Source organism: Clostridium sp. BSD2780061688st1 H5, assembly GCF_005845155.1.
Taxonomy (GTDB): domain Bacteria; phylum Bacillota; class Clostridia; order Lachnospirales; family Lachnospiraceae; genus Claveliimonas; species Claveliimonas intestinigallinarum.
Genome location: NZ_SPGT01000021.1, coordinates 1 through 23,516 on the forward strand (window position 1 = coordinate 1; position 23,516 = coordinate 23,516).

Here is a 23,516-nt window from a genome sequence, read left to right on the forward strand (position 1 = left end):
GATGACTCCTCTATACCATTAAAAGTGAATAATCCCACCCCTGTATATCTGGGGTACAGGCTTATTATACGAGGAGAAAACGGCATAGTTGACAATCACTGTTTTTTCATTCTATACTTTATCTGTTGCCGCGGGGCCGGACGCGGACAGTCCCGGGAAAGGGCAGCCGCCCGTCCGCCCCGCATTTTGTGAGACGAGGAGAATACATATGGAAAAGATCACGACTGTTTTATTTGACCTGGACGGGACCTTGCTCCCCATGGACCAGGATCTGTTTGTAAAATCATATTTCAAAAGGCTGGCTGAAAAGATGGCCCCCAGAGGCTACGACCCGGAGGGCCTGATCAAGGCCGTGTGGGGCGGCACCGCCGCCATGGTACAAAACGACGGCAGAGCCACCAACGAGGAGGTATTCTGGGACTTCTTCAGCAGCGTCTACGGTGAGAAAGCCCTAAAGGACATCCCCGTCTTCCAGGAGTTTTATGAGGTGGAATTTCAGGAGGCCAGACAGGTGTGCGGCCACAATCCGCTGGCGGCCCGCTCCGTGGCACTCTGCCGGGAGCTGGGACTTCGCAGGGTCCTGGCCACTAATCCCCTCTTTCCCTCCATCGCCACAGAGAGCCGGATGAGGTGGGCCGGCGTCTCGCCGGAGGACTTCGAATACTACACCACCTATGAGAATTCCGTCCACTGCAAGCCCAACCCGGACTACTACAGGGACATCCTCGCCCACTGTGGCCTGCGTCCCCAGGAGTGCCTGATGGTGGGAAACGATGTATCAGAGGACATGATCACGGAAACACTGGGAATGAAGGTCTTTCTTCTTACGGACTGCCTGATCAACAAGGAGGGACGGGATCTGTCCGGCTATCCCCGGGGAGGCTTTGAGGATCTGATTTCCTATTTGGAAAAACTGAGATAAGGAGGCGTGCGGCTTTGCAGACAACAATCAACAATCTCTTTTCATTCATCCGGCTCTCTCCCACCAGCTTCCACACGGTGGACACTATGAAGGCCGCTCTGCAAAAAGAGGGCTACATGCAGCTGGAGGAGAGCCGCCCCTGGGCACTGGCTCCGGGAGGAAAATATTTTGTCACCCGCAATCTCTCCTCCCTCATCGTCTTCCGTGTTCCGGAGGGATCCCCGGACAGCTTCCACATCATCGCCAGCCACAGCGACTCCCCTTCCTTCAAGATCAAGGAGATGCCGGAGCTTCCCTCAGCCGGGCTCTACGTCCGCCTGAATGTGGAGCGGTACGGCGGCATGCTGATGGCTCCCTGGCTGGACCGGCCGCTCTCCGTGGCGGGGCGCATCCTTGTGGAGGAGGACGGGAGGCTTCGGACAAGACTTGTGAACATAGACCGGGATCTCCTCCTCATCCCCAACCTGGCCATCCACATGAACAAGGAGGCCAACGCCGGCTTCAAGCCGGATCCCCAGAAGGACATGCTGCCCCTCTACGGAGACATTGCCCGGAAGGACACCTTCCTCCGCTGCGTAGCGGAGGCTGCCGGGACAGTACCGGAGCGGATCGCAGGCCATGACCTGCTGCTCTACTGCCGCATGCCGGGGATCTGCTGGGGCGCGGCAGGGGAGTACATCTCAGCTCCCAGACTGGATGACCTGCAGTGCGTCTTCGCCTCCCTGACCGCCTTTCTAAAGACGGAGAGGGAAAGCGGCAGCACCTCTATCCCCGTCCACTGCGTGCTGGACAACGAGGAGGTAGGCAGCGGCACAAAGCAGGGCGCCGCCTCCACCTTTCTCAAGGACACCCTCCGGCGGATCTGCCTTTGTCTCGGAAAAACGGAGGAGGACTATCTTGCCATGCTCTCCTCCAGCTTCATGCTGTCGGCAGACAACGCCCACGCGGTGCACCCCAACCAGCCGGAGAGATCGGACGCCGTAAACCGTCCGGCCATGAACCAGGGCATTGTGATCAAGTACAACGGAAACCAGCGGTATACAACGGACGCTGTCTCCGCCGCCCTCTTCAAGACTATCTGCCGCCGGGCAGGAGTTCCCTTCCAGACCTTCCTGAACCGCTCCGACATGGCAGGAGGCTCCACTCTGGGGAACATTTCCAATGTCCAGGTAGCCCTGAACACAGTGGACATCGGCCTGGCCCAGCTCGCCATGCACTCTCCCTTCGAGACGGCCGGAGCCTCGGACACAGACAATATGATCCGGGCCATGGAGGAATTTTTCCGGTGCGGTATCCGGTGCCTGGGCGACGGCTCATACGACATCATCTGATCAAATGCCTGGTTTTTCCAGGCATTTTTTATTATTAACAAATCATTCAAAAAATTCACAATTTATTTACTGAATAATAGTGGTTTTTCACAACAGAAGTGCTATAATAGGTCTCAAATCGTTATTTTTTCAATACAGGAATGGAGGAAAGATCAAATGGACAATCAATTGGCACTACTGACACTTTGCGGATCGATCATTGCTCTTCTTTTTGTGGCAAGCCGAGCGAAGAGAGTCCTGGGCTTCTCTGAGGGCACTGACCAGATGAAAAAGATCTCCGCATCCATCCACAACGGGGCTATGGCCTACTTAAGGCGCCAGTACAAGATCCTGGTGTGCTTTTTTGTCGTCATGTTCGTCATCCTCTTTGTCATGTCAGCTCTGGGACTTCTGACATGGTTCGTTCCCTTTGCCTTTGTGACAGGAGGATTTTTTTCCGGCCTCTCCGGCTTTGTAGGCATGCAGATCGCCACCAGGGCTAACGCCCGGACGGCGGCCGCCTGCCAGAGCAGTCTGAACAAGGGACTGAATGTGGCCTTCTCAGCCGGGTCTGTCATGGGCTTCACGGTGGTGGGACTGGGACTTCTGGATATCTCCATCTGGTACCTTCTGCTCCGCCTCGTCTTCCATCTTCCGCTGGAGGACCTTACAAGCACTATGCTGACCTTCGGAATGGGAGCTTCTTCCATGGCTCTGTTCGCCCGTGTGGGCGGCGGCATTTACACCAAGGCAGCCGATGTGGGCGCCGACCTGGTCGGAAAGGTGGAGGCCGGCATCCCGGAGGATGATCCCAGAAACCCGGCTGTTATCGCGGACAACGTGGGCGACAATGTGGGCGACGTAGCCGGCATGGGCGCTGACCTCTACGAGTCCTACGTGGGCTCCATCCTCTCCGCCTGCTCCCTGGGCGTCATCGCCTTTGACAAGGTGGCCTCTGTGGACAGCGTCAACGCCGTGGTAATCCCCATGGTCCTGGCCGCTGTGGGCGTGCTGGCATCCATCATCGGCTCCCTGCTGGTAAAGACAGGGGAGAGCACAGACCAGAGCACTCTTCTTAAGGCTCTGCGCCGCGGAACCAACACGAGCGCCCTGATCATCGCGGTCATCGCCTTCCCGCTTGTATGGTTTATCCTTGGAAGGGAGTTCATCGGCGTGTACTTCGCCATCCTGGGCGGACTGCTGGCAGGCGTGCTGATCGGCTTCTTTACCGAGTACTTTACATCTGATACATACAAACCGACCCAGAACCTGGCAGACAAATCCGAGACCGGCTCCGCCACCATCATCATCGGCGGGCTGAGCCTTGGCATGCTGTCCACCGCGGTTCCCATCATCATTATCGCCGTGTGCGTCATGGCTGCCTACGCCTTCTCCGGCGGCTTTATCGAGTCCACAAGAGGCCTCTACGGCATTGCCCTGGCAGCTGTGGGTATGCTCTCCACGCTGGGTATCACGCTGGCCACAGACGCCTACGGTCCCATCGCTGACAACGCCGGAGGAATCGCCGAGATGGCAGGTCTGGAGGAGACCGTGCGCCAGCGCACCGACGCCCTGGACTCCCTGGGCAATACGACGGCCGCCACAGGAAAGGGCTTCGCCATCGGAAGCGCTGCCCTCACCGCCCTGGCTCTCATCGCCTCCTATGTGGAGAAGGTGCAGGAGGTAGGCGGCAGCGATGTGGTTCTGGACATGAGCGTCATGAACCCCACCGTTCTTGTGGGCATCTTCATCGGCGCCTGCCTGCCCTTCGTCTTCGCAGCACTCACCATGTCCTCTGTAGGCCGCGCGGCACAGAGCATCGTTGTTGAGGTGCGCCGCCAGTTTAAGGAGATCAAGGGCCTGATGGAGGGGAAGGCTGACGCGGACTACGAGACATGCGTGGACATCTGCACAAAGGCCAGCCTCCACGAGATGATCCTCCCCACTCTGCTGGCCATCGTGACCCCTGTGGTGACGGGACTGATCCTTGGCTACAACGGCGTTATCGGCCTTCTCACAGGCTCCACGGCAACCGGCTTCCTGATGGCCATCTTCATGGCGAACGCGGGCGGCGCCTGGGACAATGCCAAGAAGTACATTGAGAGCGGAAAGCACGGCGGCAAGGGAAGCGAGCAGCACAAGGCCGCTGTAGTGGGCGACACAGTAGGCGATCCATTCAAGGATACGTCAGGGCCCTCCATCAACATCCTCATCAAGCTGCTGTCCATGGTTTCCATCGTGTTTGCAGCGCTTGTTGTAAACTATCATATATTCTGACAGAGACGAAAAAAAGACCGGGCGGAAATGCCCGGTTCTTTCATGTCTCTTTCACTTATCTTGTCTGTGAGATCAATATACCAGTGGAAGATTAAAGAGAAAAATATTTTTTATTTCCAGATCCAGCACATGCCGTTGTAGAAGTACTGCTGCGCATACTCCCCGCTGTGGGTGCCGCCTCGCCTAAAGTAACTGGCTCGCTTGCTGTGTCTGACTCCTCAGCCCGGGGCTGCACCTTCTCTATATCCTGCTCCTGACTCCCGCCAGGGAAAGAGAGGACATAGAGAACAGGAAAATACAAAGCGCTGTCTTTTGCATGGAACATCCATCTCCTTGCCTGCATTGTATTTTCCTTCACTCCACAGTCTCCAGGGTGACAGAGCCGCTGCCCTCAATCTTCAGCTCCCGCTCTTTCTTTTCAAGATACAGCCTCGTGGTGAACACCATCTCACCGCCGTTGACAAAGATCTCGGCGATGGAGCTGTCCACCAGGATGAGGAGCCGATCCACAGGTTCCTCCAGACGCCCGGTGCGGGCTTTACGGCCGCCTCCGCAGGCGGAGGGCTCTCCCTCTTCATTTATATAGGATAGTGTCACTGTGTCCCGGTCCGCCTGTATGGCAAGTCCGTTCCCGGGTGTCCCAAGGAGGACTCCCGCGCTTCCGCCGCTAATGTCCCTGATATCCAGCCGGACTGCCCGGCTGCTCCAGCGAAACGGCTCTCCGCCGCTTGGGTCTTCTTTCCTCCAGGGGAGACCAAAAATCTCCCGGACCGGCCGCTGGATGACCCGGCCCCTCTCAAGGGTCAGCTCCCTTGGCAGGGTGAGGCAGTGCTGCCAGCCGTTTTTTACAGACAGGTTTGCGTGCTCCTCCTGGGTATCCGGGACACCGGCCCAGCCGATCAGAATGCGTCTGCCGTCCTCCGCCTGAAAGGTCTGGGGCGCGTAGAAGTCAAATCCCATATCCCACTCTGTGAATGTCTCCTCCGGTCTGCCGCCGGACAGGAAGCCCCATCCGGACTGGTATCTGTTCTGGAACCGCTCTTTTTCATGGGCCAGCCCCTGTGGGCTGAAGGAGAGGATTTTCCTCTCTTCCTCCCCCTCTCCGAGGGAAAAGATGTCCGGGCACTCCCACATGTAGCCGAAATACTGCTTCGGGAAGATCTCCCGCTCCAGCGACCAGCTGTGCATATCTGCCGAGGAGTAGACAAGGACTCCCCCCTCGTCCCGGCGCTCTCCGTCTTCCTTCCAGGCTCTTCTCCTTGCGCCCAGCACCATGTGATACCGGCCCTCCTCCTTCCACACCTTGGGATCCCGGACATGCTGGGTGATGTCCGCCGGGTAGTCCTTCATCTCAAGGACCTTCTCCTTTTGGGACATGTGCTGTCCGTCCGGGCTCTCCACCAGGATCTGGGTGGAAATCCTCCCCGCGTCAATGTAGTCGTAGTCCCCGGGGAGCTTCACGTTTCCCGTGTAGAAGAGGTACAGCCTGCCATCCTCCACCAGCGCGGAGCCGGAGTAGACGCCGCCTGCGTCCTCCGGGATGTCTGTGGTCAGGACAGGCTCTTTGTACTCCCAGTGGAGGAGATCCTGGCTCACACAGTGGCCCCAGAAGCCGCCTCCGCCGTTTACGCTTAAAGGGGAATACTGAAAATAGGCGTGGAAGATGCCCTGGAACTGGCACAGTCCGTTGGGATCGTTGATCCAGCCCACCGGGGGCATGATGTGAAATCTTGTCCGGAAGGGACAGCTCTTCACTGTCCCTTCCATAGACTGCTCCTGCTCCCGGGCCTTTTCCATCATTTCCTTTGTCTTTTCATTCATAGTCATTATCCCTGCATAGCGACAACCGCGATCCTGTCGCCTGCCGCCACGGTCCTTTCCGCGTCTCTTACCAGCTGGGTGCCCTCCACAGGCTCTGTGAATATCAAGCAGGCGGCTGTGTCATACCCCTCCGCTTTGATCTTCTCCATGTCAAAGTCCAGCAGATAGTCGCCCTGTTTCACCTGCTGTCCCTCGGTCACATGGGCGGTGAAATATTTTCCTCCCAGATTGACTGTGTCAATGCCCACATGGATGAGAAAGCCGCTGCCGGCCTTCGTCCGCAGGGCAATGGCGTGCTTTGTGTCCATGACCATCTCCACTGTGCTGTCCGCAGGGGCGTAGATCTTCCCCTCCGCAGGCAGGATAGCCACCCCGTCTCCCAACACCTTCTGGGCAAAGGTGGGGTCGTTCACCTTCTCAATGCCGACCAGCTCGCCCGGCACGTAGGCCTTTATCTCCTCCGGGAAATCCGCCGCCTTGTCGGATACAGGCTGCCCGGATACCTGCTGGGCAGATGTCTCCTCCGCCGGCGATGCCGCTGCACCAGGCGCCGTCTCCTTCGGTGCCGTCCGTGCGGGTTCCTGGTTTGCCTTTCCCCTGAAGCCTATGCTCAGGAGTATGGTGAAGAGGAAGCCCGCTGCCAGAGCCACCACGTGGGCGATGATATAGTTGATATAGCCGTTGTGGGCCGGGTCCGCCAGGGCAAGTCCGGGCACCACAGTGGTTCCGAAGCCGAGGGCTGCCAGGTCTGTGACGTAGACGATCACGCCGCCCACTGCTCCGCCCAGGCAACCGCCGATGATGGGGTAGCGATACCGCAGGTTCACACCGAAGAGAGCCGGCTCGGTGATGCCGAACAGTACAGAGATAAAGCTGGGTATACAGAGCTCCCTCGTCTTAGCCTCCTTAAAGTGCCCCGCAAGATAGCCGAGGACAGCGCCGCCCTGGGCGATGATGGCCACAGACATGAGGGGATTTAGGAAGTTTCTTCCCGTATCCACCAGGAGCTGAGACTCGATGGCACCGAACACATGGTGCAGTCCGGTGATGACGATGAGCTGCTGCACGCCGGAGAAGGCGGCGTAGCCAATCACGCCCAGATTTTCCGTCATCCACACGAGCACGGCCGTAATCCCGTTTGCCAGCCCCCGCCCGATGGGCCCGATGATCATGAACAGCAAAAACGAGCTGACCAGGGTGGTCAGAAGGGGCGATACGAGAAGACGGATCACCTCCGGTATCTTCCGCTCAAAGAAAATGTCCAGCTTGGCTGTCACGATGCCGATGAGCAGGGCCACGATGATGCCGCCCTGGAAGCCGATGAGCTCCACCGGCAGTCCGAAAATGTGCAGGGTCGTGACCTCCACTGTCCCCTGGGCCGCCGCGCTGGCGTCCGCCAGGCTGTTGGTCAGCATGATGCAGCCAATGACAAGTCCCATGATGGGCCGGCCGCCGAACCGCTTCACTGTGCTGTAGGCCACGCAGAGGGGCAGGAACCCGAAGATGGCGCCGGATGAAATATTGATCAGCCTGGACAGGCCATAGAGCGTGTCGTTGTTCTGCACAAACTCAATATTTCCAAGCACACTGGAAAGACCGGTCAGAAGAGCCGCCGCCAGGATGCCCGGCATGATCTCGATAAACACATCCGATAGGGCCTTGACCGCTCTCTGGAGAGGGTTCATCCTCTTGTTTGCCTTTGTCTTCAGGTCTCCCAGGCTCATGCTGTCCATGTGCAGGTACTCCGCCAGTACCTGGCACACATCGTTGACCAGGCCGGCTCCGAAGATGATCTGCAGCTGGTCTCCCGCCACAAACACACCCTTTGCCAGGTCCACCTCCTCGATGGCCTTTGTGTCCGCCTTGTCGTTGTCCTCCAGCACGAGGCGCAGCCTGGTGGCACAGTGGGCTATGCCCAGGATGTTGCTGCGCCCGCCGCAAAGGCGGACAATGTCTTCCGCTATCTTCTCATAGCGCTGTCTCTTTTCCGCATCCATTACTATTCCTCCTATTCCCTGTATCATGCGTATGTTTCCGCGAACAAACATCTTGTCGAGAGCTCTCTTCCATTTGTTCTTGTAATTATGATTATAGTTGGATATACTAAAGATAATATAGACAAATGTTGTATATCTATGTTATTTTGTTGGTTCTTTCCACAGAAGGAGGCTCTATGAAGGATTACATTTTTTCCAACGACTTTTCCAGAAACCTGGACGCCATGATCTACACCTGCGGCTACGAGACGTGTCGGCCCTCCCACAGCTACGGCCCCGCCGTGCGCAGCGGCTACATGATCCACTATATCCTGAAGGGGAAGGGCGTCTACAAGACCGGCGGACATATCTATCCCCTGTCGGAGGGGGACGCTTTCCTCATTTGCCCCAACGAGCTGATCTACTACGAGGCGGACAAATACAATCCATGGACCTACACCTGGATCGGCTTCCAGGGCGTGAAGATGGAGCAGTACCTGAAGCGCACCTCCCTCCTCGACACCCCCTGCTTCCACTACGGGAAGGACGACCGGGTCCGGCTCTGCCACGAAAAGATGTTCGAGGCCTCCAAGCTGCCCCACAACCGGGATCTGATGATGAACAGCGTCATGTACGAGTACCTGTACCTGCTGGCCAGCAAATTTCCCCGGACCTACATTCCCCCGAAGGAGAAGAAGATCTCCTACGTGGAGGAGGCCCTCCGGTATATTGAAAACAATTACGACGGGGATGTCAACATCCAGGTCATCGCTGACCACCTGAACATCGAGCGCACCTACCTGTACCGCCTCTTCAAGACCATCACCGGGGTCTCACCCCAGGAGTACCTGCTGGACTTCAGGCTCCGCCGGGCCTGCAGCCTTCTGGAGAGCACGGACCTGTCCGTCAGCTACATAGCCCGTTCCGTGGGGTACGAGGACGCCCTCTATTTCTCCCGCCTTTTTAAGCAAAAAAAGGGGCGCACCCCTATCCGATACAGGCAGGAGTGCACCCGCGAGAAGCCTGCGCCTTCATCAGACCCACAGACCCCCGCTAAAGAGCGCTGAAAGGTGCAAAAAATGCACCGAAAATACTACAGCTCGATCAGCTCGTACTCCCGGGAGCCAACTCCCAGGTCTGCGGCCGCCTCGATGGTGTGGATGCCATTGCGGCTGTTCACCCGCTCCATAAAGTGGTCGCGCCCCGGATCATCGGAGTTCATGACCAGATCAATGCAGGCCTGGTCTATGGCCACCGGGTCTGTGGAGGCCAGGATGCCGATATCCTTCATGCACGGATCCTCCGCCACAACGCAGCAGTCACAGTCCACAGAAAGATTTTTCATGACATTGATGAACGCGATCTTTCCAGCAAAATGATCCACCACACTGGAGGCTGCGTCCGCCATGGCCTCCGGGAAGACAACGCTGGACGCGTGCTGCTTCCATGTCTCAAACCGGTCGTCTGTCTTTCCGGCAGAGTGGATCAGCGCCTTGCCCGCCCGGGATGCACAGCCGATGGCGAGCTGCTTGAGGGCTCCGCCGTAGCCTCCCATGGGATGTCCCTTGAAGTGGGCCAGCACAAGCATGGAGTCGTAGTTCTCAATGTGCTTCCCCAGCTTGTTCTCCTTCAGGATCTTTCCGCCCGGAACAGGCCATACCACATCCGGCCCCTCCGCGTCCATCAGATCCACGTCAAAATATTTTGTCCAGCCGTGCTCCTCCAGCAGCTGAAGATGAGAGGGAGTATTGTCACGCACGCCGCCTGCCGCGTCGCCGTAGGCTGTATTGCACTCCACAATGGTTCCCTTGATCTTGTCCACCATAGGCTTCCAGAATTCAGGGCGGAGGAAATTCTGGTTCCCCTTCTCCCCGGAGTGAACCTTCACAGCCACCTTTCCGGGAAGCTCCACGCCCAGCGCATTGTACATTTCAACCACCTTCTCAGGTGTGATCTCTCTTGTAAAATATACTTTTGATTTCATGATCTCATTTCCCTCGCTTTCCTGCCGTCCGCACATGAGATGGCATCCGTATTCTGTTTTTATTCTAGCACCTAAAGTTAGCTTAAGGTCAAGCTCTTTCCAGGCAAAATTTTATCCAGGGATAAGAAGATGTGATATTCAGAAAAAGAATACCTTCCAGGCATAGAAGAGGATAAATTATAAGCATTAGACATCTCGCCTTCTCCATACTACAATGAAAACATCCAGAAAGGAGGCGTCAAATGACCATTGATGAAGTGAGCAGGTGCTGCGGCATCCCCCTCAAAGTCCTGCAGGAATATGACAACACGGACCCGGAGCGTCTGAGCGTGCTCATCACCCTGCACCAGATCGGCTTTGAGAGCGCCGAGATAGAAGCCTACATGAAGCTGCTGGAAAAAGAGGACAGCGATGGCCAGCGCCTCCGGATACTTGAGCGGAAGCGGCGCAGACTTCTCGATGAGATCCATTTCCAGGAAAAGCAGCTCAGCCAGCTGGACTATCTCCGCTACAGCATCCGCAAAAAGCAAAGTAAAAAAACAACTATTTAAGGAGGCATTTTTCATGAAAATTCAGGACAAAGAGACTTTTGACAAGGCGAATGTATTCGGGCAGGGTCAGGCAAACACCGCCTACGCCCAGTATTTTATCGGAAATTCCTATTTAAATCCGCTGACTGACCCAAAGGAGTGCGGCGTCGGCCTGGCCAACGTCACATTTGAGCCGGGATGCCGCAACAACTGGCACATCCACCACGCAAAGACAGGCGGCGGACAGATCCTCGTCTGCACAGCTGGCAGCGGCTGGTATCAGGAGGAGGGCAAGGAACCTGTCAGCCTGGAGCCCGGCACGGTCATCGTCATCCCGGCTGAGGTCAAGCACTGGCACGGCGCCAAGGCTGACAGCTGGTTCTCCCACATCGCCTTTGAGGCTCCCGGCACAGAGACAAGCAACGAGTGGCTGGAGCCGGTGGACGACGAGACATACGCCAACCTGGGCTAAACTGAGCAAAACGGAAATAACTTGGTGATTGCCTTACAGCGGGATTTATCTTATACTTAACTGTGTTGAAAAAATATTGGGAAACACAGTTGAAAGGAGACTACTCACATGAATTTTATATATCCCGCTGTCTTCCGCAAAAGGGAAGACGGAAAGTACCACGCGACCTTCCCGGACCTGGCGTGCTGCGAGGCTGTCGGCGACACCCTGGACGACGCCATCGACAATGCCAACGAGGCGGCCCGCAATTGGATCTCCGTGGAACTGGAGGAAGAGGAGCCGGACATGCCCTGCGTCTCCGACCTGGAGGACATCCCCGTCGGGGAGGGCGATATCGTCCGCAACATCTCTGTCAATATCCGCTTCTACGAGGGCTGGGACGAGTAGAGCCGGCCGGACAGGAAGCTGTACAGGTTCCGGTTTGTCGTCTGGTTGATCCTGCTGTCCTCCAGGAATTCCCGCAGGGGCTCCTGGAGGCTGCACTCGCCGCATATATCCACGCCGATCACCTTCTGGTTCGCGAACACGCCTGAGAGCAGCCTCTCCAGCGTTCTGACCGACATGCCTCCCTGGTTCCAGTTTGTCCTGGCTCCATACCGGTCCAGCACATCCTTGTCTATGGAAATGTAGGCGGGGAGGCTCATGTCGATCCTTTTTATCTCATTTTCAGCCGTCTGCTCGCCGGCCTCCTGGAGGCTGACGCAGACGGCCTTCTTTCTCATCCTGTCGGGAAGCTCCCGGACTGTCTTTGGATCCGGCCCGATGAGTATCATCTGTCTCAGATACGGATTTTTCCACAGCAGCTCGCCCGCCCAGCTTCCGCAGCTGGTCAGCTCATGGATGAGGGGCTGCTGCATGTCGCTGTGATGGTTGAACAGCACCAGGGAAAAAGGGATCCGGATCTTTTCCACAAATAATTTTGTCACATAGTGGTAATTCCCATTGTCCAGAAAATGAATGCCCTCCGGCCCAAAGCCCTGCAGGCGCCGCCGGATCTCCTCCTGTGCCTCCGGGGAACAGTACATGTCCGTCCCCCGGATGTCGCTCATATCGATCCTTGTGATATCGTCTGCCTCTTTTTCAATTCCCTCCGGGTAGATATGGGTAAAATCAAGCAGCAGGTTCTGTGTCTTTTCCAAATCACTCCCTCCCTCTGTCCTAGCCCTGGGCCGCAAAATTACCCGTGTAGAGCTGGTAGTATTTTCCTTTCTTCTCGATCAGCTCGTCGTGGGTTCCTCTCTCGATGATGCGCCCCTGCTCCATGACCATGATGCAGTCGGAGTTCTTGACCGTGGAAAGCCTGTGGGCGATGACAAAGGTGGTCCGCCCCTTCATCAGGGCGTCCATGCCTGCCTGCACCAGCTTCTCGGTTCGGGTGTCGATGGAGGATGTGGCCTCATCCAGGATCAGGGCCGGCGGGTCTGCCACAGCCGCCCGGGCGATGGCCAGAAGCTGCCTCTGGCCCTGGCTCAGATTGGAGCCATCGCCGGTGAGCATGGTGTCATAGCCGTCCGGCAGACGCCGGATAAATCCGTCCGCATTGGCCAGCCTGGCTGCCCGGATACACTCCTCGTCTGTGGCGTCCAGCTTTCCGTAGCGGATGTTGTCCATGACTGTCCCGGTGAACAGGTGGGTGTCCTGGAGCACCATGCCCAGGGACCGGCGCAGGTCCGGCTTCTTGATCTTGTTGATGTTGATGCCGTCGTAGCGGATCTTTCCGTCCGCAATGTCGTAGAACCGGTTGATCAGGTTGGTGATGGTCGTCTTGCCGGCTCCCGTGGCTCCGACAAAGGCAATCTTCTGTCCCGGCTTCGCGTAGAGGCTAATGTTGTGGAGAACGATCTTCTCGTCTGTGTAGCCGAAATCCACATCGTCAAACACAACGCCGCCCTCCTGCCTTGTGTAGGTGACTGTGCCCTCCGCCTTGTGGGGGTGCTTCCACGCCCACAGGTTGGTGCGCACGTCGGACTCTGTAAGCTGCCCGTTCTCGTCCTCCTTGGCGTTGACCAGCTCCACATAGCCCTCGTCCATCTCCGGCTCCTGATCCATCAGGTCAAAGACACGCTGGGCGCCGGCTGCGGCGTTGACAACGAAGTTGAGCTGCTGGCTCACCTGGGTGATGGGGTTGGTAAAGCTCTTGTTCAGTCCCACGAATGTAACCACTGTTCCGATGGTGACGCCGGCCAGGCCGTTGATGCCCAAAATGGCGCCTACGATGGCAACCAGGGCGTAGCTGATCCAGCCGATATTGGCGTTCACAGGCATCAGCAGGTTGGCGTACCGGTTGGCCTTGTTGGCGCTGTTCCGGAGCCTCTCATTGACCTTGTGGAAATCCTCCATGGCCGCCTGCTCGTGGCAGAACACCTTGACTACCTTCTGGCCGTCCAGCATCTCCTCGATGAATCCGTCCACGGCTCCCAGGTCGATCTGCTGGCGGACATAGTATTTTCCGGACAGCTGTGAGAACTTGGATGTCACAAAGAGCATGACCGCGGCCGTCAGTATGGAGATCACGGTCAGGGCCGGGTTCAGCACGATCATGGTGACCAGGGTGGCCGCCATGGTGATCACAGAGTTAATGATCTGTGGAACGCTCTGGCTGAGCATCTGCCGCAGAGTGTCCACATCGTTTGTGTACACGGACATGATGTCGCCGTGGGCGTGGGTGTCAAAATACTTGATGGGCAGGGACTCCATCCTGCGGAACAGGTCATCCCTCAGATGGAGCATCGTACCCTGGCTCACATTGACCATAATGCGGTTGTAGGCAAAGGCCGTGATCACACCGCCCGCCATGATGCAGGCCAGGCGGAACAGGTCAGAGGCCAGCCCACTGAAATCGTCCGTCCCGTTCTGCAGCATGGGCGTGATATAGTCATCCACCAGCGTCTGGGGGAATGTGGCCCCCACCACTGTCGCGATGGCAGTGAGCAGAATACAGACAATGACAATGAAAAACGGAATTTTATAGTAATGGAGCATGTACCGGATGACCCTGCTGATCAGCTTTGTCGCTCTGGCTGACCTGGCCTGGGACTGCTGCTCGTTCTTTTTCTCATTCATAGACATAGATCCTCTTCCTCCTTTCTGATTTACGCCGGCTGGTCGAAGTCGCCGCCGCCCTCCATCTGGGAGCTGTAGATCTCCTGGTAGATGGCGTTGTTCTTCAGCAGATTTTCATGAGTGTCAAAGGCATCGACCCTGCCCTCGTCCAGCACAAGGATGCGGTCAGCGGACTGTACGCTGGAAATCCTCTGGGCGATGATGATCTTTGTGGTGCCCGGTATCTTCTTTGCAAATGCCTCCCGGATACTGGCGTCTGTGGCTGTGTCCACGGCACTTGTGGAGTCGTCCAGGATCAGCACCTTGGGCTTCTTCAGGAGAGCTCTGGCGATACACAGTCTCTGCTTCTGTCCGCCGGACACATTGGAGCCGCCCCGCTCGATCTTTGTCTGGTAGCCTCTTGGCATCCTGTCGATGAACTCGTCAGCGCAGGCTGCCTTGCAGGCCTCGATGCACTCCTCCTCGGTGGCCTCCGGGTTGCCCCAGCGCAGATTGTCCAGGATGCTGCCGGAGAACAGGGTGTTCTTCTGGAGCACGACAGACACCTGATTTCTCAGAACCTCTGTGTCGTACTGGCGGACGTCCACGCCGCCCACGCAGACAGAGCCCTCGTCCACATCGTAGAGACGGCAGATCAGGTTCACCAGGCTGCTCTTTCCGGAGCCGGTGCCCCCGATGACGCCCACGGTCTCGCCGCTTTTGATGTGAAGGTCAATGTCGGAGAGCGCGTTCTTGCCGCTTCCGTGCTTGTAGGAGAAATTTACGTGGTTGAAATCAATGCGCCCGTCTTCCACTTCCATGACGGGATCCTCCGGGTCGTGCAGGTCTGCCTTCTCGTCCAGCACCTCGCCGATACGGCGGATACTGGCCATGGACATACTGATCATGACCACCACCATGGAGAGCATCATAAGGCTCATGAGGAGCGCCATGATATAGCTGAACAGACTGGTCAGATCTCCGGTTGTCATGGAGCCGCCCACGATAAATTTGGCTCCGAACCAGGACACGGAGATGATGCAGAAGTAAACCGCCACCATCATGGCCGGGTTGTTGAAGGCCAGGAGCCCCTCCGCCTTGACGGACAGGTCGTAGAGCATCTTTGAGGCCTTAGAGAATTTCACATTCTCGTAATCTTCACGGACAAACGCCTTCACAACGCGGATGGCAGTCACATTTTCCTGGACGCTGGCGTTCAGGTCATCGTACCTTCTGAACACCTGTCTGAAGATCTTCAGCGTAACCACCATGATGGAGCCGATGACCACCAGAAGGAAGACAACCGCGATCAAGAACATGGCGCTCAAATGCGGGCTGATGATCAGGCACATGGCAAAGCTGAAGATCAGGTTCAGGGGAGCCCGGACAGCCACACGGATCACCATCATGTAGGCGTTCTGCACATTGGTGATATCTGTGGTCATACGGGTCACAAGCCCCGGCACGCTGAATTTGTCGATATTTGAAAATGAAAATGTCTGGATATTGGCGTAGATCGCCTCACGCAGATTGGCCGACAGTCCCGAGGAGGCGCTGGCCGCGTTCTTTCCGGCCATGGCGCCGAAAAACAGACTCAGAAACGCCATCAGGACCATCAGGCCGCCGTAGCGGTAGACGACGCCCAGATTGCTGGCCTCCAGACCTCTGTCTATGATAATGGCGGTGACAAAGGGCATCAAGATTTCCATGATAACTTCAAGAGCGGTGAGGCCTATACATAGAAAGGTGTCCCGCTTATACTGTCCCAGCTGCTGTAATACTTTTCTCACTGTAAGTTAACCTCCTGTCTTTTTTCGATTGGCTGTGTTCCATTTCCGTCAGATGCACCAGAAGCTTCCTCTCCAGCTTCCACAGCTGCTCCTTCTCCCGCTGCTCCAGCACGCTGCAGATCTCGGTCTCCATCTCGCCGGCCCTCTGAAGGAGCTTGGCGCCTTCTTCCATGAGCTTTTCTGTGGGAAGGATCTTTTTCTTCCGAATGTCAGCCGGATCCTCCTGGAAGAGAATGTAGCCTGTCTTTCTCATCTTCTTGAGCAGGGTGGAAAGCGTCGACTTGGATAATCCGATCTCGTGGCACAGCTCTGTGAGGTAAGTGCCCTCCGGGTGATGCCGCAGGATGTAGACCATAAAGTACGCCTGCACTCCACTCATCTCCGGATTACCCAGATGAGCGTCCAGCTGCGATGTCAGATCCAGCCCGATCTTCTTCATCATAAAGAGCAGCTCTTCCGTTCTGAACTTTTCTGTCATCTTTAATCAACACCTCCTGTATGCTTCCGGGTGGAACTGTTCGCGTAAAAACTGTTCACAGCCTTATCTTTTTCCCATACAAGATTTTATCGCTGAATACTGGAAATGTGAAATTCAAAAATGTTATAATCTATAAAAGAATTTTATTATACAGGAAAGGAGTCTTTTATGAATACAGTACAGTTGGAATGTTTCCTGGCGGTAGCGGAGCATCTGAACTTCTCAAAGGCGTCCAGGGAGCTGAAGATCACACAGCCCGCTGTCAGCCATCAGATCCAGTCCCTGGAAGAGGAGCTGGGGGTGAAGCTCTTCGTCCGCACCAGCAAGAGCGTCGCCCTGACCCAGGAGGGCATCCTCTTTGCTCCCGACGCGCAGCTGATCCTGCGGACCGCCCTGTCGGCCAGGGAGAGGCTGGGACGCCACGAGCACTTTATCCCCCTGGAGCTTGGATGCCACAACAGCATGGAGGCGGATCTCTTCCCCCCGGTCCTCCAAAGGCTGGGGGAGGAGTTTCCCCTGCTGCGGCCCAACATCCGCCTGGTCCCCTTCCCCTCTCTTCTCAGTCTGGTGGAAACTGACCAGATCCACGCCGCCCTCGGCATCCGGCAGGACCAGAAGAAATCCATCCTCCTCTTCCGGGAGCTCTGCACGGTTCCTTTTGCCTGCATCTGTCATCCGTCCCACCCTCTGGCGCAGCACGAGTCTCTCCGGAAAAGGGATCTGACCGGGAATTTTATCGCCTGCTCTCCCCGGCAGATCCACGACACGATCTTCACTATACAGAACAGTATCCTGGCCGGACTTCCGCCGCAGCAGCGCTATGTGACCGGAAGCATCGAGAGCGCCTTCACCCTTGCGAAGGCCCGGTTCGGCTACACGCTGTACCCGGACATACCCCGTGCCAGGGTGGAGGGACTGCGCTACATTCCCGTCACCGGCCTGCCCCAGGTCACCTTCGGCGTCTACTACCAGCAGAAGAACGACCACCCGGTGCTGCGCCGCTTCCTCACCCTGCTGACGCAGAGCGTCCAAAGCTGAGGCTGAAATCTCTTCTCTTTTCGGCCCTCAAAAGGGAGCCAAAGACAGGCAGGAAACACCATGAACAACAAAAAGGACTTAATTCCACAGCCTCTCAGAGACTGCATGGCATTAAGTCCTCTTCTATATCATTTTCTATTTATCCTGCTTGTACTTTTTATACTCCTTCAGCTCTCTTCGCATGTACCTCGCCAGCTCCCTGTGGGACATGCCCCCGTACTTTTTCCGCATGTCGGCGCGGCTCTGACCTGTCTCCATGTCCTCCCTCCCTTTCTTTGGATCAGGCGCCCCTTAAGCAGGATTTCTCCTACAGTACCCTCTCTATATTTCTGTTCATTTTCCGGGCCGCGGAGGCCAGTGCCTTCTTCTCCTCGTCCCCTGTCAGGGGGATTTGTCAGTCGTTTCTTCTCCGGGCATTTCTTCCCCGGCCTTGTCACTGTCCTGCGGCCCGCCGGCATCAGGGCCGATGGAGTCCGGCTCCTTTATGGCTTCATCCTCCGCAGCCACACCCTCCTCAGTCATGTTTTCCGCGGCTCCATTTTCCACTGTCTCATTTTCCGCCGCCTTATCTTCCACTGCCTCGTTTTCTGCGGTTCCATCTTCTTCGGTCCCGGCTTCCACAGTCACATTCTCCAGCAGCACCCTCCCGGACCTTCCGGCCAAAAGAGCCTGGACGTCAGAGCCCTCCTCAGAGAGGATGGTCAGATTTCTGACCAGCGTATACTGCAGATTGCCGAAAAGAGGGCCCTGCAGACCTGTGATCTGGTGTCCGTTTCCATCCAGCACACCCATAAACCGCTCCGGGATATAGCTTCCGCCGGACAGCTCCAAACCGCCAAAATCCAGGTCCTCATCCAGCCGATAGTACCCGTATGGGTTGTCCGCGGCCAGCCGGACCAGCTCCTCCGCCGAGGAGACAGTGTGCACAGCAGGGCTCTGGTAAATGCCTCCCTGGCTGAAATCGCCGGTCACACGCTTGACGATACCGTAGAGAGTCCGCTTCAGATCGGTGCTCCTTTCCGTATTGCCATTAGCCGCGTCCTCCTCAAAGGCCGCCCGGAACCGGGCGATGATCTCATCCTTGTCAAAATAGGGGATCTCATCCACCCTTTGCGCCGCCTCCCTGTAGCGCCCCAGCTTGTACGATTCCCACGTAATGCCCGGGTCGCCGGTGATCTTTCGCAGGGCGTCTAGGTCGTTCTCACTGAGAGCAGACATATAGACCATGTAGCCCTTCTCGTAGCCTGCCAGCCCCAGCATCTCCTGTCCCAGCCGCTTGAAGGAGTGGGTGTCCGGCGAGCCCTGGTCGTTGTGCGACTGGTACCAGTTCATAGTGTAAAAGGACTCAAATCCGTAGCTTCCGTCTGTGGCCGTCCCTACCTTCTCCGGGTAGGACGCGCCGGTCCGGATGGAGATCCGGTTGTCCCACAGGGCCTCCATGCTCCTTAGATCCATGGAGGCGGCCTCCTCCTCTGTCAGTCTCCTGTAGACTGTGCTCATGGAGGCCTCTCCTCCGGGCGTGTGCTCCGCCGTCACGGCCACCGCCGCCTGCTGCCGGGGCGTCAGCTGGAAGAAGGCCTGGGCCGCCAGATAGTCCAGAGCGTAGCCTGTGTCAAACATCTCCCTGTAGTAGCTGTGAACCTTCTCCGCAGAGTCGATCCTCTCATAGCTGAAGTTGTTTGTCATCTCTGTTCCCATGTCATTGACCCTGGAAATGTTGAATACCATGATGCCGTCCCGCATCTCCTGAGCTATGTTGCCATCCGCATGGGCCTCCCCGCCGGTCCCTTTTCTCCTGCCGGCGCCGCCGTAAAAATATCTGCCGTCCTGGTTGTGGGCCGTCTCGTGGCTGAAGGTAAAGAAGATATAGTCGCTTGTCCCTAGCGCCGGGGTGTGCATCCAGATGACGATGCTGCCGTCCGCCACAGCGGCGCTGTCGTTGAGGGCGCTGAGCATATGCCCTGCCTCGTACACCCACTTCATGACCGGATCCGCCGTAGTCCCCTTCTCCTGTATGCCCGGGGACACAGCTCCGCCTCCCGGGAAGCCCAGCCTGGTATCATACTGCACATTTACAAAGCTGTTCAGCTGCCGGGCCGCGCTGCTCATCCACCTGGAGGAGACGCCGTAGAAAATCCCCATCTTCTCCGCATAGGCCTTTGCTGTCTGCCGGATGCGCTCCCTCTCCCGGCCATCCTTCACAAGATACTCCGGATACCGGTTCATGCTGCCCACAAGGAGCTGGGAGGGCACGGAGATCATATACATATCCTCCTGAGGAGCTGTCAGAATATGGAGCACCAGGCTTTTTCTCCTCTCCTCCAGGCCGCACAGGTTATCCCATACGCGCCATCGGATCAGGCCCTTCTCATCTCCCTGGGCCGCCTGCTCCACAAGAACACCCGCAAAGCTGTCACTGAACCAGTCGTTTGGATCCTCATAGCCGGCAATGCCTGCGGACAGGCTGCCCAGGAAATCTGTCAGCTCCTGGCCTGTATGATTTTTCAGCACACTGCTGTAGAAAGCGTGGGCCTGGTTCGTATCCCGCTGCCCGGCAGGGGCGGATAAAAGCTGGTCTGTCAGCGTTTCCGCTGTCATGTCCTTCGCGATCTGGTCTCCGTGGAAAAAGAGGAGCTCGCTCAGATAAACGCCGCCGTAGCTGATCCGGTACCACTTGTCATAATAGTTATATGCGTAGAGGCTCCTCTTCAGCCGTTCCGCATCCTCCATCCTCTCCCGGGCCAGCTCCCGCACAGCCGGGTGGCTGCTGTAGGTGGGGTATCTGTCCCCGGAGGAGAAGAGCTTCTCCAGCATCCCCTCCATGTCCGCTTTGATTTTTTCATTATAATAATCCCCGTAAAGGCGGCTCTCCTCCTCTTCTGTCAGCGCTGAGATGTCCGACGCGTAGTCCCAGGCGGCAGCCGAAGCGGCAATCCCGCTCAGAAACGAAGGGTCCATGTCCGATACATATCTGGGGAACTGGTACCCGTGGGATCTTCCCTCCACCTGGTAGAGGGCGGCCACATTCCCGGTGAGCCGCCGGAAGGAGACCTGATATTCCAGTCTCTCTCCGCTCTCAAGGGCAAGCCGGACCGTGCGGACCTCCTCCGGCCCGCTCCTTTGTATTCCCGTTACCAGCTCTCCCCTCCCGTCAAGGGGGAGGACAAGCCGGATCTTTCCTGCCACCAGAGGGTCACTGTCAGGAAGCCGATTGCCCTGCTCCACCCACAGCCGGGTGTCCGACAGGGGCATCAGCTTTGCCCGAAATATTTCCGGAAGAACTCTGTTATCTTGTCAAAGGGGATGATATCCTTCCTGTCATAGAGATCCGTGTGCACCGCACCGGGAATGAGCATCAGCTCCTTGTTGTCTCCTGTCAGCTTCTCGTAGGCATCCCGGCTGAAATAGCAGGAATGAGCCTTATCCCCATGGACAAGGAGCACAGCGCTCCTGATCTCCTGGATATACTGCAGGATCGGCATGTTCAGGAAAGACAGGGAGGAGGTCACGTTCCATCCATCGTTGGAGTTGAGGGATCTGGCATGATATCCCCTGTCTGTCTTGTAATAGTCATAGTAATCCTTCACAAAGAAAGGAGCGTCTTCCGGAACAGGATCCACTACGCCGCCTGCCCTGGCGTAGGTGCCGTTCTTATAATCCTCGGTCCTCTGGGCATTCAGAGCCTGGCGTGTCTCGTGTCGGGCCTCCTCGCTGTCCGCAGCATCAAAGTAACCCTTGGCGTTGATCCGGGTCATGTCGTACATGGTGGAGGATACTGTGGCCTTGATCCTTGTGTCGATAGCAGCTGCATTTAGAGCCATGCCGCCCCAACCGCAAATTCCAATAATCCCGATCCGCTCCGGATCCACATTGTCCTGAACCGACAGGAAGTCCACTGCCGCCTGGAAATCCTCCGTGTTAATATCCGGGGAGGCCACATACCTGGGCGTTCCCCCACTCTCCCCTGTAAAGGAGGGGTCAAAGGCAATCGTGAGAAATCCTCTCTCTGCCATCTCCTGTGCGTACAATCCGGAGGCCTGCTCCTTCACCGCCCCAAAGGGCCCGCACACAGCGATAGCCGGCAGCCTTCCCTCCGCCCCCTTCGGCGCGTACAGGTCAGCCGCCAGGGTGATGCCGTATCGGTTATGGAAGGTCACCTTGCGGTGATCTACCTTCTCACTTTTTGGAAATGTCTTATCCCATTTTTCTGTCAGCTTTAATACATCTTCCATATTGAACTTTCTCCTTCTCTCTACTTTTAGATCTGTATTTTTCAGTGACATACAATTTAATTTGACAGAGCCTCTTATCTCTGATAAACTCATCATATAACCTAAACTTAACTTTAGGTCAAGATTAAATTTTTAAAAATTTTTAAGGAGGCAGTCATATGTACTACACCATCGGTCAGGTGTCCAGAATGTTCGATCTGCCCGTATCCACCCTCCGCTATTACGATAAGGAGGGGCTCTTCCCGAACATGCAGCGCTCCTCCGGCATCCGCAGATTTGCGGAGACCGAGCTGGAGGCCCTGCGTGTGATCGAGTGCCTGAAAAAGTCCGGCATGGAGATCCGGGATATCAAGCAGTTCATGGAATGGTGCACAGAGGGCAGCAGCACCTACCCTAAGCGCCGGGAGCTCTTCCTGCGCCAGAAGGCCGCTGTGGAGGCTGAGATCCGGCGGCTGAGCCAGACCCTGGACATGATTAATTTCAAATGCTGGTATTACGAGGAAGCCATAAAGGATGGCAATGAAGAAAGGGTGGGCTCCATGAGGCCAAAGGAGATGCCGGAAGACATCCGCCGGGCCTATGAGAGCGCCCACCCTGAGATTTTCACACAGGAAGACTCCTAAAAAGTTTGCTCTCCCGCTCAGTCCGGGTTCCGGCGTTCCGTCCCGCTCCCGCGGGAGGCTGCCAGATAGAAGATACCCGTCACCAGGGTGATCAGACTGACCACCGCCCCGGTGATACCGTTCATCGTGGAATTGAAGGCCTCCTTCCCGATGGAGAAGGAGGCGAACATAGCCGTCTGAAGGGACAGGATGGACACGGCGGCGTCGGCCAGGCCGATGCTGCGGATGATGATCCAGGACTGTTCCTTTTTTCTGCCCGCTGAGACAGTATTCCAGATGGCCAGGCTGATCTTTGTAAAGGCGTAGGCAGCCGCCACGTAGATGGTGTAGCCCGGATAGGATTTCCCGCCCTCCAGGTTGATCAGGAGGATGACCGCTCCGCCCAGCACAAAGGACATGATGACAAACATAATGCCGTAGTATTTCCGTATTTTTCTCTCCGGGGTCTTCTTTATCTTAATCTTAATGCGTCCCCGCCCGTCCAGCCCGGTCTCCTCCAGGTGCTGGGCGATCCAGTAGGCCCGCATGATCCCCAGGAGCAGATAGTAGGCGCACAGGGTGCCGAGCCAGGCGGAGTCAGCTACCGCCGCCACCACGCCGCTGTACAGGGCAATAGCCACATTGACAGGTATCCCCATTGCGGCGGCCAGGCCTGTCCGGTACTTTTTGTCCTCTATCCAGCGGTTCGCAGGCCGGACTTTCCTGGCAAGCTCCCGCAGGAATCGTTTCAGCCTCCGCAGGTCTCTGAACAGATAGCAGCAGGAAAAGGCAAGGGTCACAGCCGCGGTTCCGTAAAAAACAACAGCGGCCTCTTCCGGGAACATCCCCACAAGGGCCGCACATGCGATAGACAGAGCGGCAAAGACAGCGGTGGCCAGATATAAGAGTATCCTCCACACCGGCCTTAAGGCCGGAAGATGCGGTTTTTTCACGGTATCACTCCCAGACAAAACGACTCATCGTATTTTTTCCGCCCTATCTTACATTCTTTTTGTTTGAGAAATGTTTTTGAAATGTTTCT

Annotated in this window: 20 protein-coding genes; 9 read left to right on the forward strand and 11 right to left on the reverse strand. The window is 56.7% G+C overall.

Annotated elements, in window-relative coordinates:
- Positions 1-208: 208 nt before the first annotated feature.
- The 3 genes from FGQ86_RS12350 (at position 209) to FGQ86_RS12360 (ending at position 4,509) form a co-directional block, all read left to right on the forward strand.
- Positions 209-922, forward strand: coding sequence for an HAD family hydrolase (locus FGQ86_RS12350; RefSeq protein ID WP_033124339.1), 714 nt, complete (start codon positions 209-211; stop codon positions 920-922).
- Positions 923-936: 14 nt separating this feature from the next.
- The gene (locus FGQ86_RS12355; protein ID WP_138304341.1) at positions 937-2,253 is read left to right on the forward strand and encodes a M18 family aminopeptidase; all 1,317 of its coding nucleotides are present in this window, start codon (positions 937-939) and stop codon (positions 2,251-2,253) included.
- Between the two features lie 156 nt (positions 2,254-2,409).
- Entirely contained in the window at positions 2,410-4,509 is a 2,100-nt protein-coding gene (locus FGQ86_RS12360) for a sodium-translocating pyrophosphatase (RefSeq protein WP_033124341.1), read from the forward strand.
- Positions 4,510-4,863: 354 nt separating this feature from the next.
- Here the strand turns inward: FGQ86_RS12360 and FGQ86_RS12365 are convergent, their stop codons facing one another.
- The gene (locus FGQ86_RS12365; protein WP_033124343.1) at positions 4,864-6,330 is read right to left on the reverse strand and encodes a glycoside hydrolase family 32 protein; all 1,467 of its coding nucleotides are present in this window, start codon (positions 6,328-6,330) and stop codon (positions 4,864-4,866) included.
- Positions 6,331-6,335: 5 nt separating this feature from the next.
- Complete coding sequence (locus FGQ86_RS12370; RefSeq protein WP_033124344.1) at positions 6,336-8,327, reverse strand: PTS transporter subunit IIBCA; 1,992 nt, start codon at positions 8,325-8,327, stop codon at positions 6,336-6,338.
- 176 nt (positions 8,328-8,503) lie between these two features.
- Between FGQ86_RS12370 and FGQ86_RS12375 the strand changes: the two genes are divergently transcribed.
- On the forward strand, positions 8,504-9,373 hold the full coding sequence (locus FGQ86_RS12375; protein WP_052083743.1) for an AraC family transcriptional regulator: 870 nt from the start codon (positions 8,504-8,506) through the stop codon (positions 9,371-9,373).
- Positions 9,374-9,399: 26 nt separating this feature from the next.
- Here FGQ86_RS12375 and FGQ86_RS12380 read toward each other — a convergent pair whose 3' ends face one another.
- Positions 9,400-10,290 (reverse strand): DUF362 domain-containing protein, encoded by an 891-nt coding sequence (locus FGQ86_RS12380; RefSeq protein WP_138304343.1) that lies wholly within the window; start codon positions 10,288-10,290, stop codon positions 9,400-9,402.
- Between the two features lie 242 nt (positions 10,291-10,532).
- Here FGQ86_RS12380 and FGQ86_RS12385 point away from each other — a divergent pair, with 242 nt between their 5' ends.
- From FGQ86_RS12385 to FGQ86_RS12395, 3 genes are all read left to right on the forward strand, one after another.
- Entirely contained in the window at positions 10,533-10,841 is a 309-nt protein-coding gene (locus FGQ86_RS12385; RefSeq protein WP_033124345.1) for a hypothetical protein, read from the forward strand.
- A gap of 13 nt (positions 10,842-10,854) precedes the next feature.
- Positions 10,855-11,292 carry a cupin domain-containing protein gene (locus FGQ86_RS12390; protein WP_033124346.1) on the forward strand — a complete coding sequence of 146 codons (438 nt, stop codon included), beginning with the start codon at positions 10,855-10,857 and terminating at the stop codon, positions 11,290-11,292.
- Positions 11,293-11,400: 108 nt separating this feature from the next.
- Positions 11,401-11,679, forward strand: coding sequence for a type II toxin-antitoxin system HicB family antitoxin (locus FGQ86_RS12395; protein WP_033124347.1), 279 nt, complete (start codon positions 11,401-11,403; stop codon positions 11,677-11,679).
- Here the strand turns inward: FGQ86_RS12395 and FGQ86_RS12400 are convergent.
- From FGQ86_RS12400 to FGQ86_RS12415, 4 genes are read right to left on the reverse strand one after another with little or no spacing between them, the layout of a single operon-like run.
- Complete coding sequence (locus tag FGQ86_RS12400; protein WP_243127265.1) at positions 11,658-12,431, reverse strand: arginase family protein; 774 nt, start codon at positions 12,429-12,431, stop codon at positions 11,658-11,660. The two genes, FGQ86_RS12395 and FGQ86_RS12400, sit on opposite strands and share 22 nt — an antisense overlap.
- 19 nt (positions 12,432-12,450) lie before the next feature.
- Complete coding sequence (locus tag FGQ86_RS12405; RefSeq protein ID WP_033124370.1) at positions 12,451-14,355, reverse strand: ABC transporter ATP-binding protein; 1,905 nt, start codon at positions 14,353-14,355, stop codon at positions 12,451-12,453.
- A gap of 29 nt (positions 14,356-14,384) precedes the next feature.
- Complete coding sequence (locus tag FGQ86_RS12410) at positions 14,385-16,124, reverse strand: ABC transporter ATP-binding protein (protein ID WP_138304345.1); 1,740 nt, start codon at positions 16,122-16,124, stop codon at positions 14,385-14,387.
- Positions 16,090-16,602, reverse strand: a complete 513-nt coding sequence (locus FGQ86_RS12415) for a helix-turn-helix domain-containing protein (protein ID WP_138304347.1) — start codon at positions 16,600-16,602, stop codon at positions 16,090-16,092. The genes FGQ86_RS12410 and FGQ86_RS12415 overlap by 35 nt, the downstream gene beginning before the upstream one ends.
- A gap of 168 nt (positions 16,603-16,770) precedes the next feature.
- On the opposite strand from FGQ86_RS12415, the gene FGQ86_RS12420 reads away from it, so the two are divergent.
- Positions 16,771-17,640 (forward strand): LysR family transcriptional regulator, encoded by an 870-nt coding sequence (locus FGQ86_RS12420; protein ID WP_033124351.1) that lies wholly within the window; start codon positions 16,771-16,773, stop codon positions 17,638-17,640.
- 135 nt (positions 17,641-17,775) lie between these two features.
- On the opposite strand, the gene FGQ86_RS16615 is transcribed toward FGQ86_RS12420, so the two are convergent.
- The 3 genes from FGQ86_RS16615 to FGQ86_RS12430 form a co-directional block, all read right to left on the reverse strand.
- Positions 17,776-17,898: a hypothetical protein gene (locus FGQ86_RS16615; RefSeq protein ID WP_255349841.1), complete on the reverse strand. Its 123-nt coding sequence runs from the start codon at positions 17,896-17,898 to the stop codon at positions 17,776-17,778.
- 123 nt (positions 17,899-18,021) lie between these two features.
- Positions 18,022-20,892 carry a ZmpA/ZmpB/ZmpC family metallo-endopeptidase gene (locus tag FGQ86_RS12425; protein WP_138304349.1) on the reverse strand — a complete coding sequence of 957 codons (2,871 nt, stop codon included), beginning with the start codon at positions 20,890-20,892 and terminating at the stop codon, positions 18,022-18,024.
- Entirely contained in the window at positions 20,892-21,872 is a 981-nt protein-coding gene (locus FGQ86_RS12430; RefSeq protein WP_138304351.1) for an alpha/beta hydrolase, read from the reverse strand. Before FGQ86_RS12430 ends, FGQ86_RS12425 begins: the two co-directional genes overlap by 1 nt.
- Before the next feature lie 158 nt (positions 21,873-22,030).
- Between FGQ86_RS12430 and FGQ86_RS12435 the strand changes: the two genes are divergently transcribed.
- Positions 22,031-22,495 (forward strand): MerR family transcriptional regulator, encoded by a 465-nt coding sequence (locus tag FGQ86_RS12435; RefSeq protein ID WP_033125020.1) that lies wholly within the window; start codon positions 22,031-22,033, stop codon positions 22,493-22,495.
- Positions 22,496-22,512: 17 nt separating this feature from the next.
- On the opposite strand, the gene FGQ86_RS12440 is transcribed toward FGQ86_RS12435, so the two are convergent.
- Positions 22,513-23,427, reverse strand: a complete 915-nt coding sequence (locus tag FGQ86_RS12440) for a hypothetical protein (RefSeq protein ID WP_033125019.1) — start codon at positions 23,425-23,427, stop codon at positions 22,513-22,515.
- Positions 23,428-23,516: the final 89 nt, after the last annotated feature.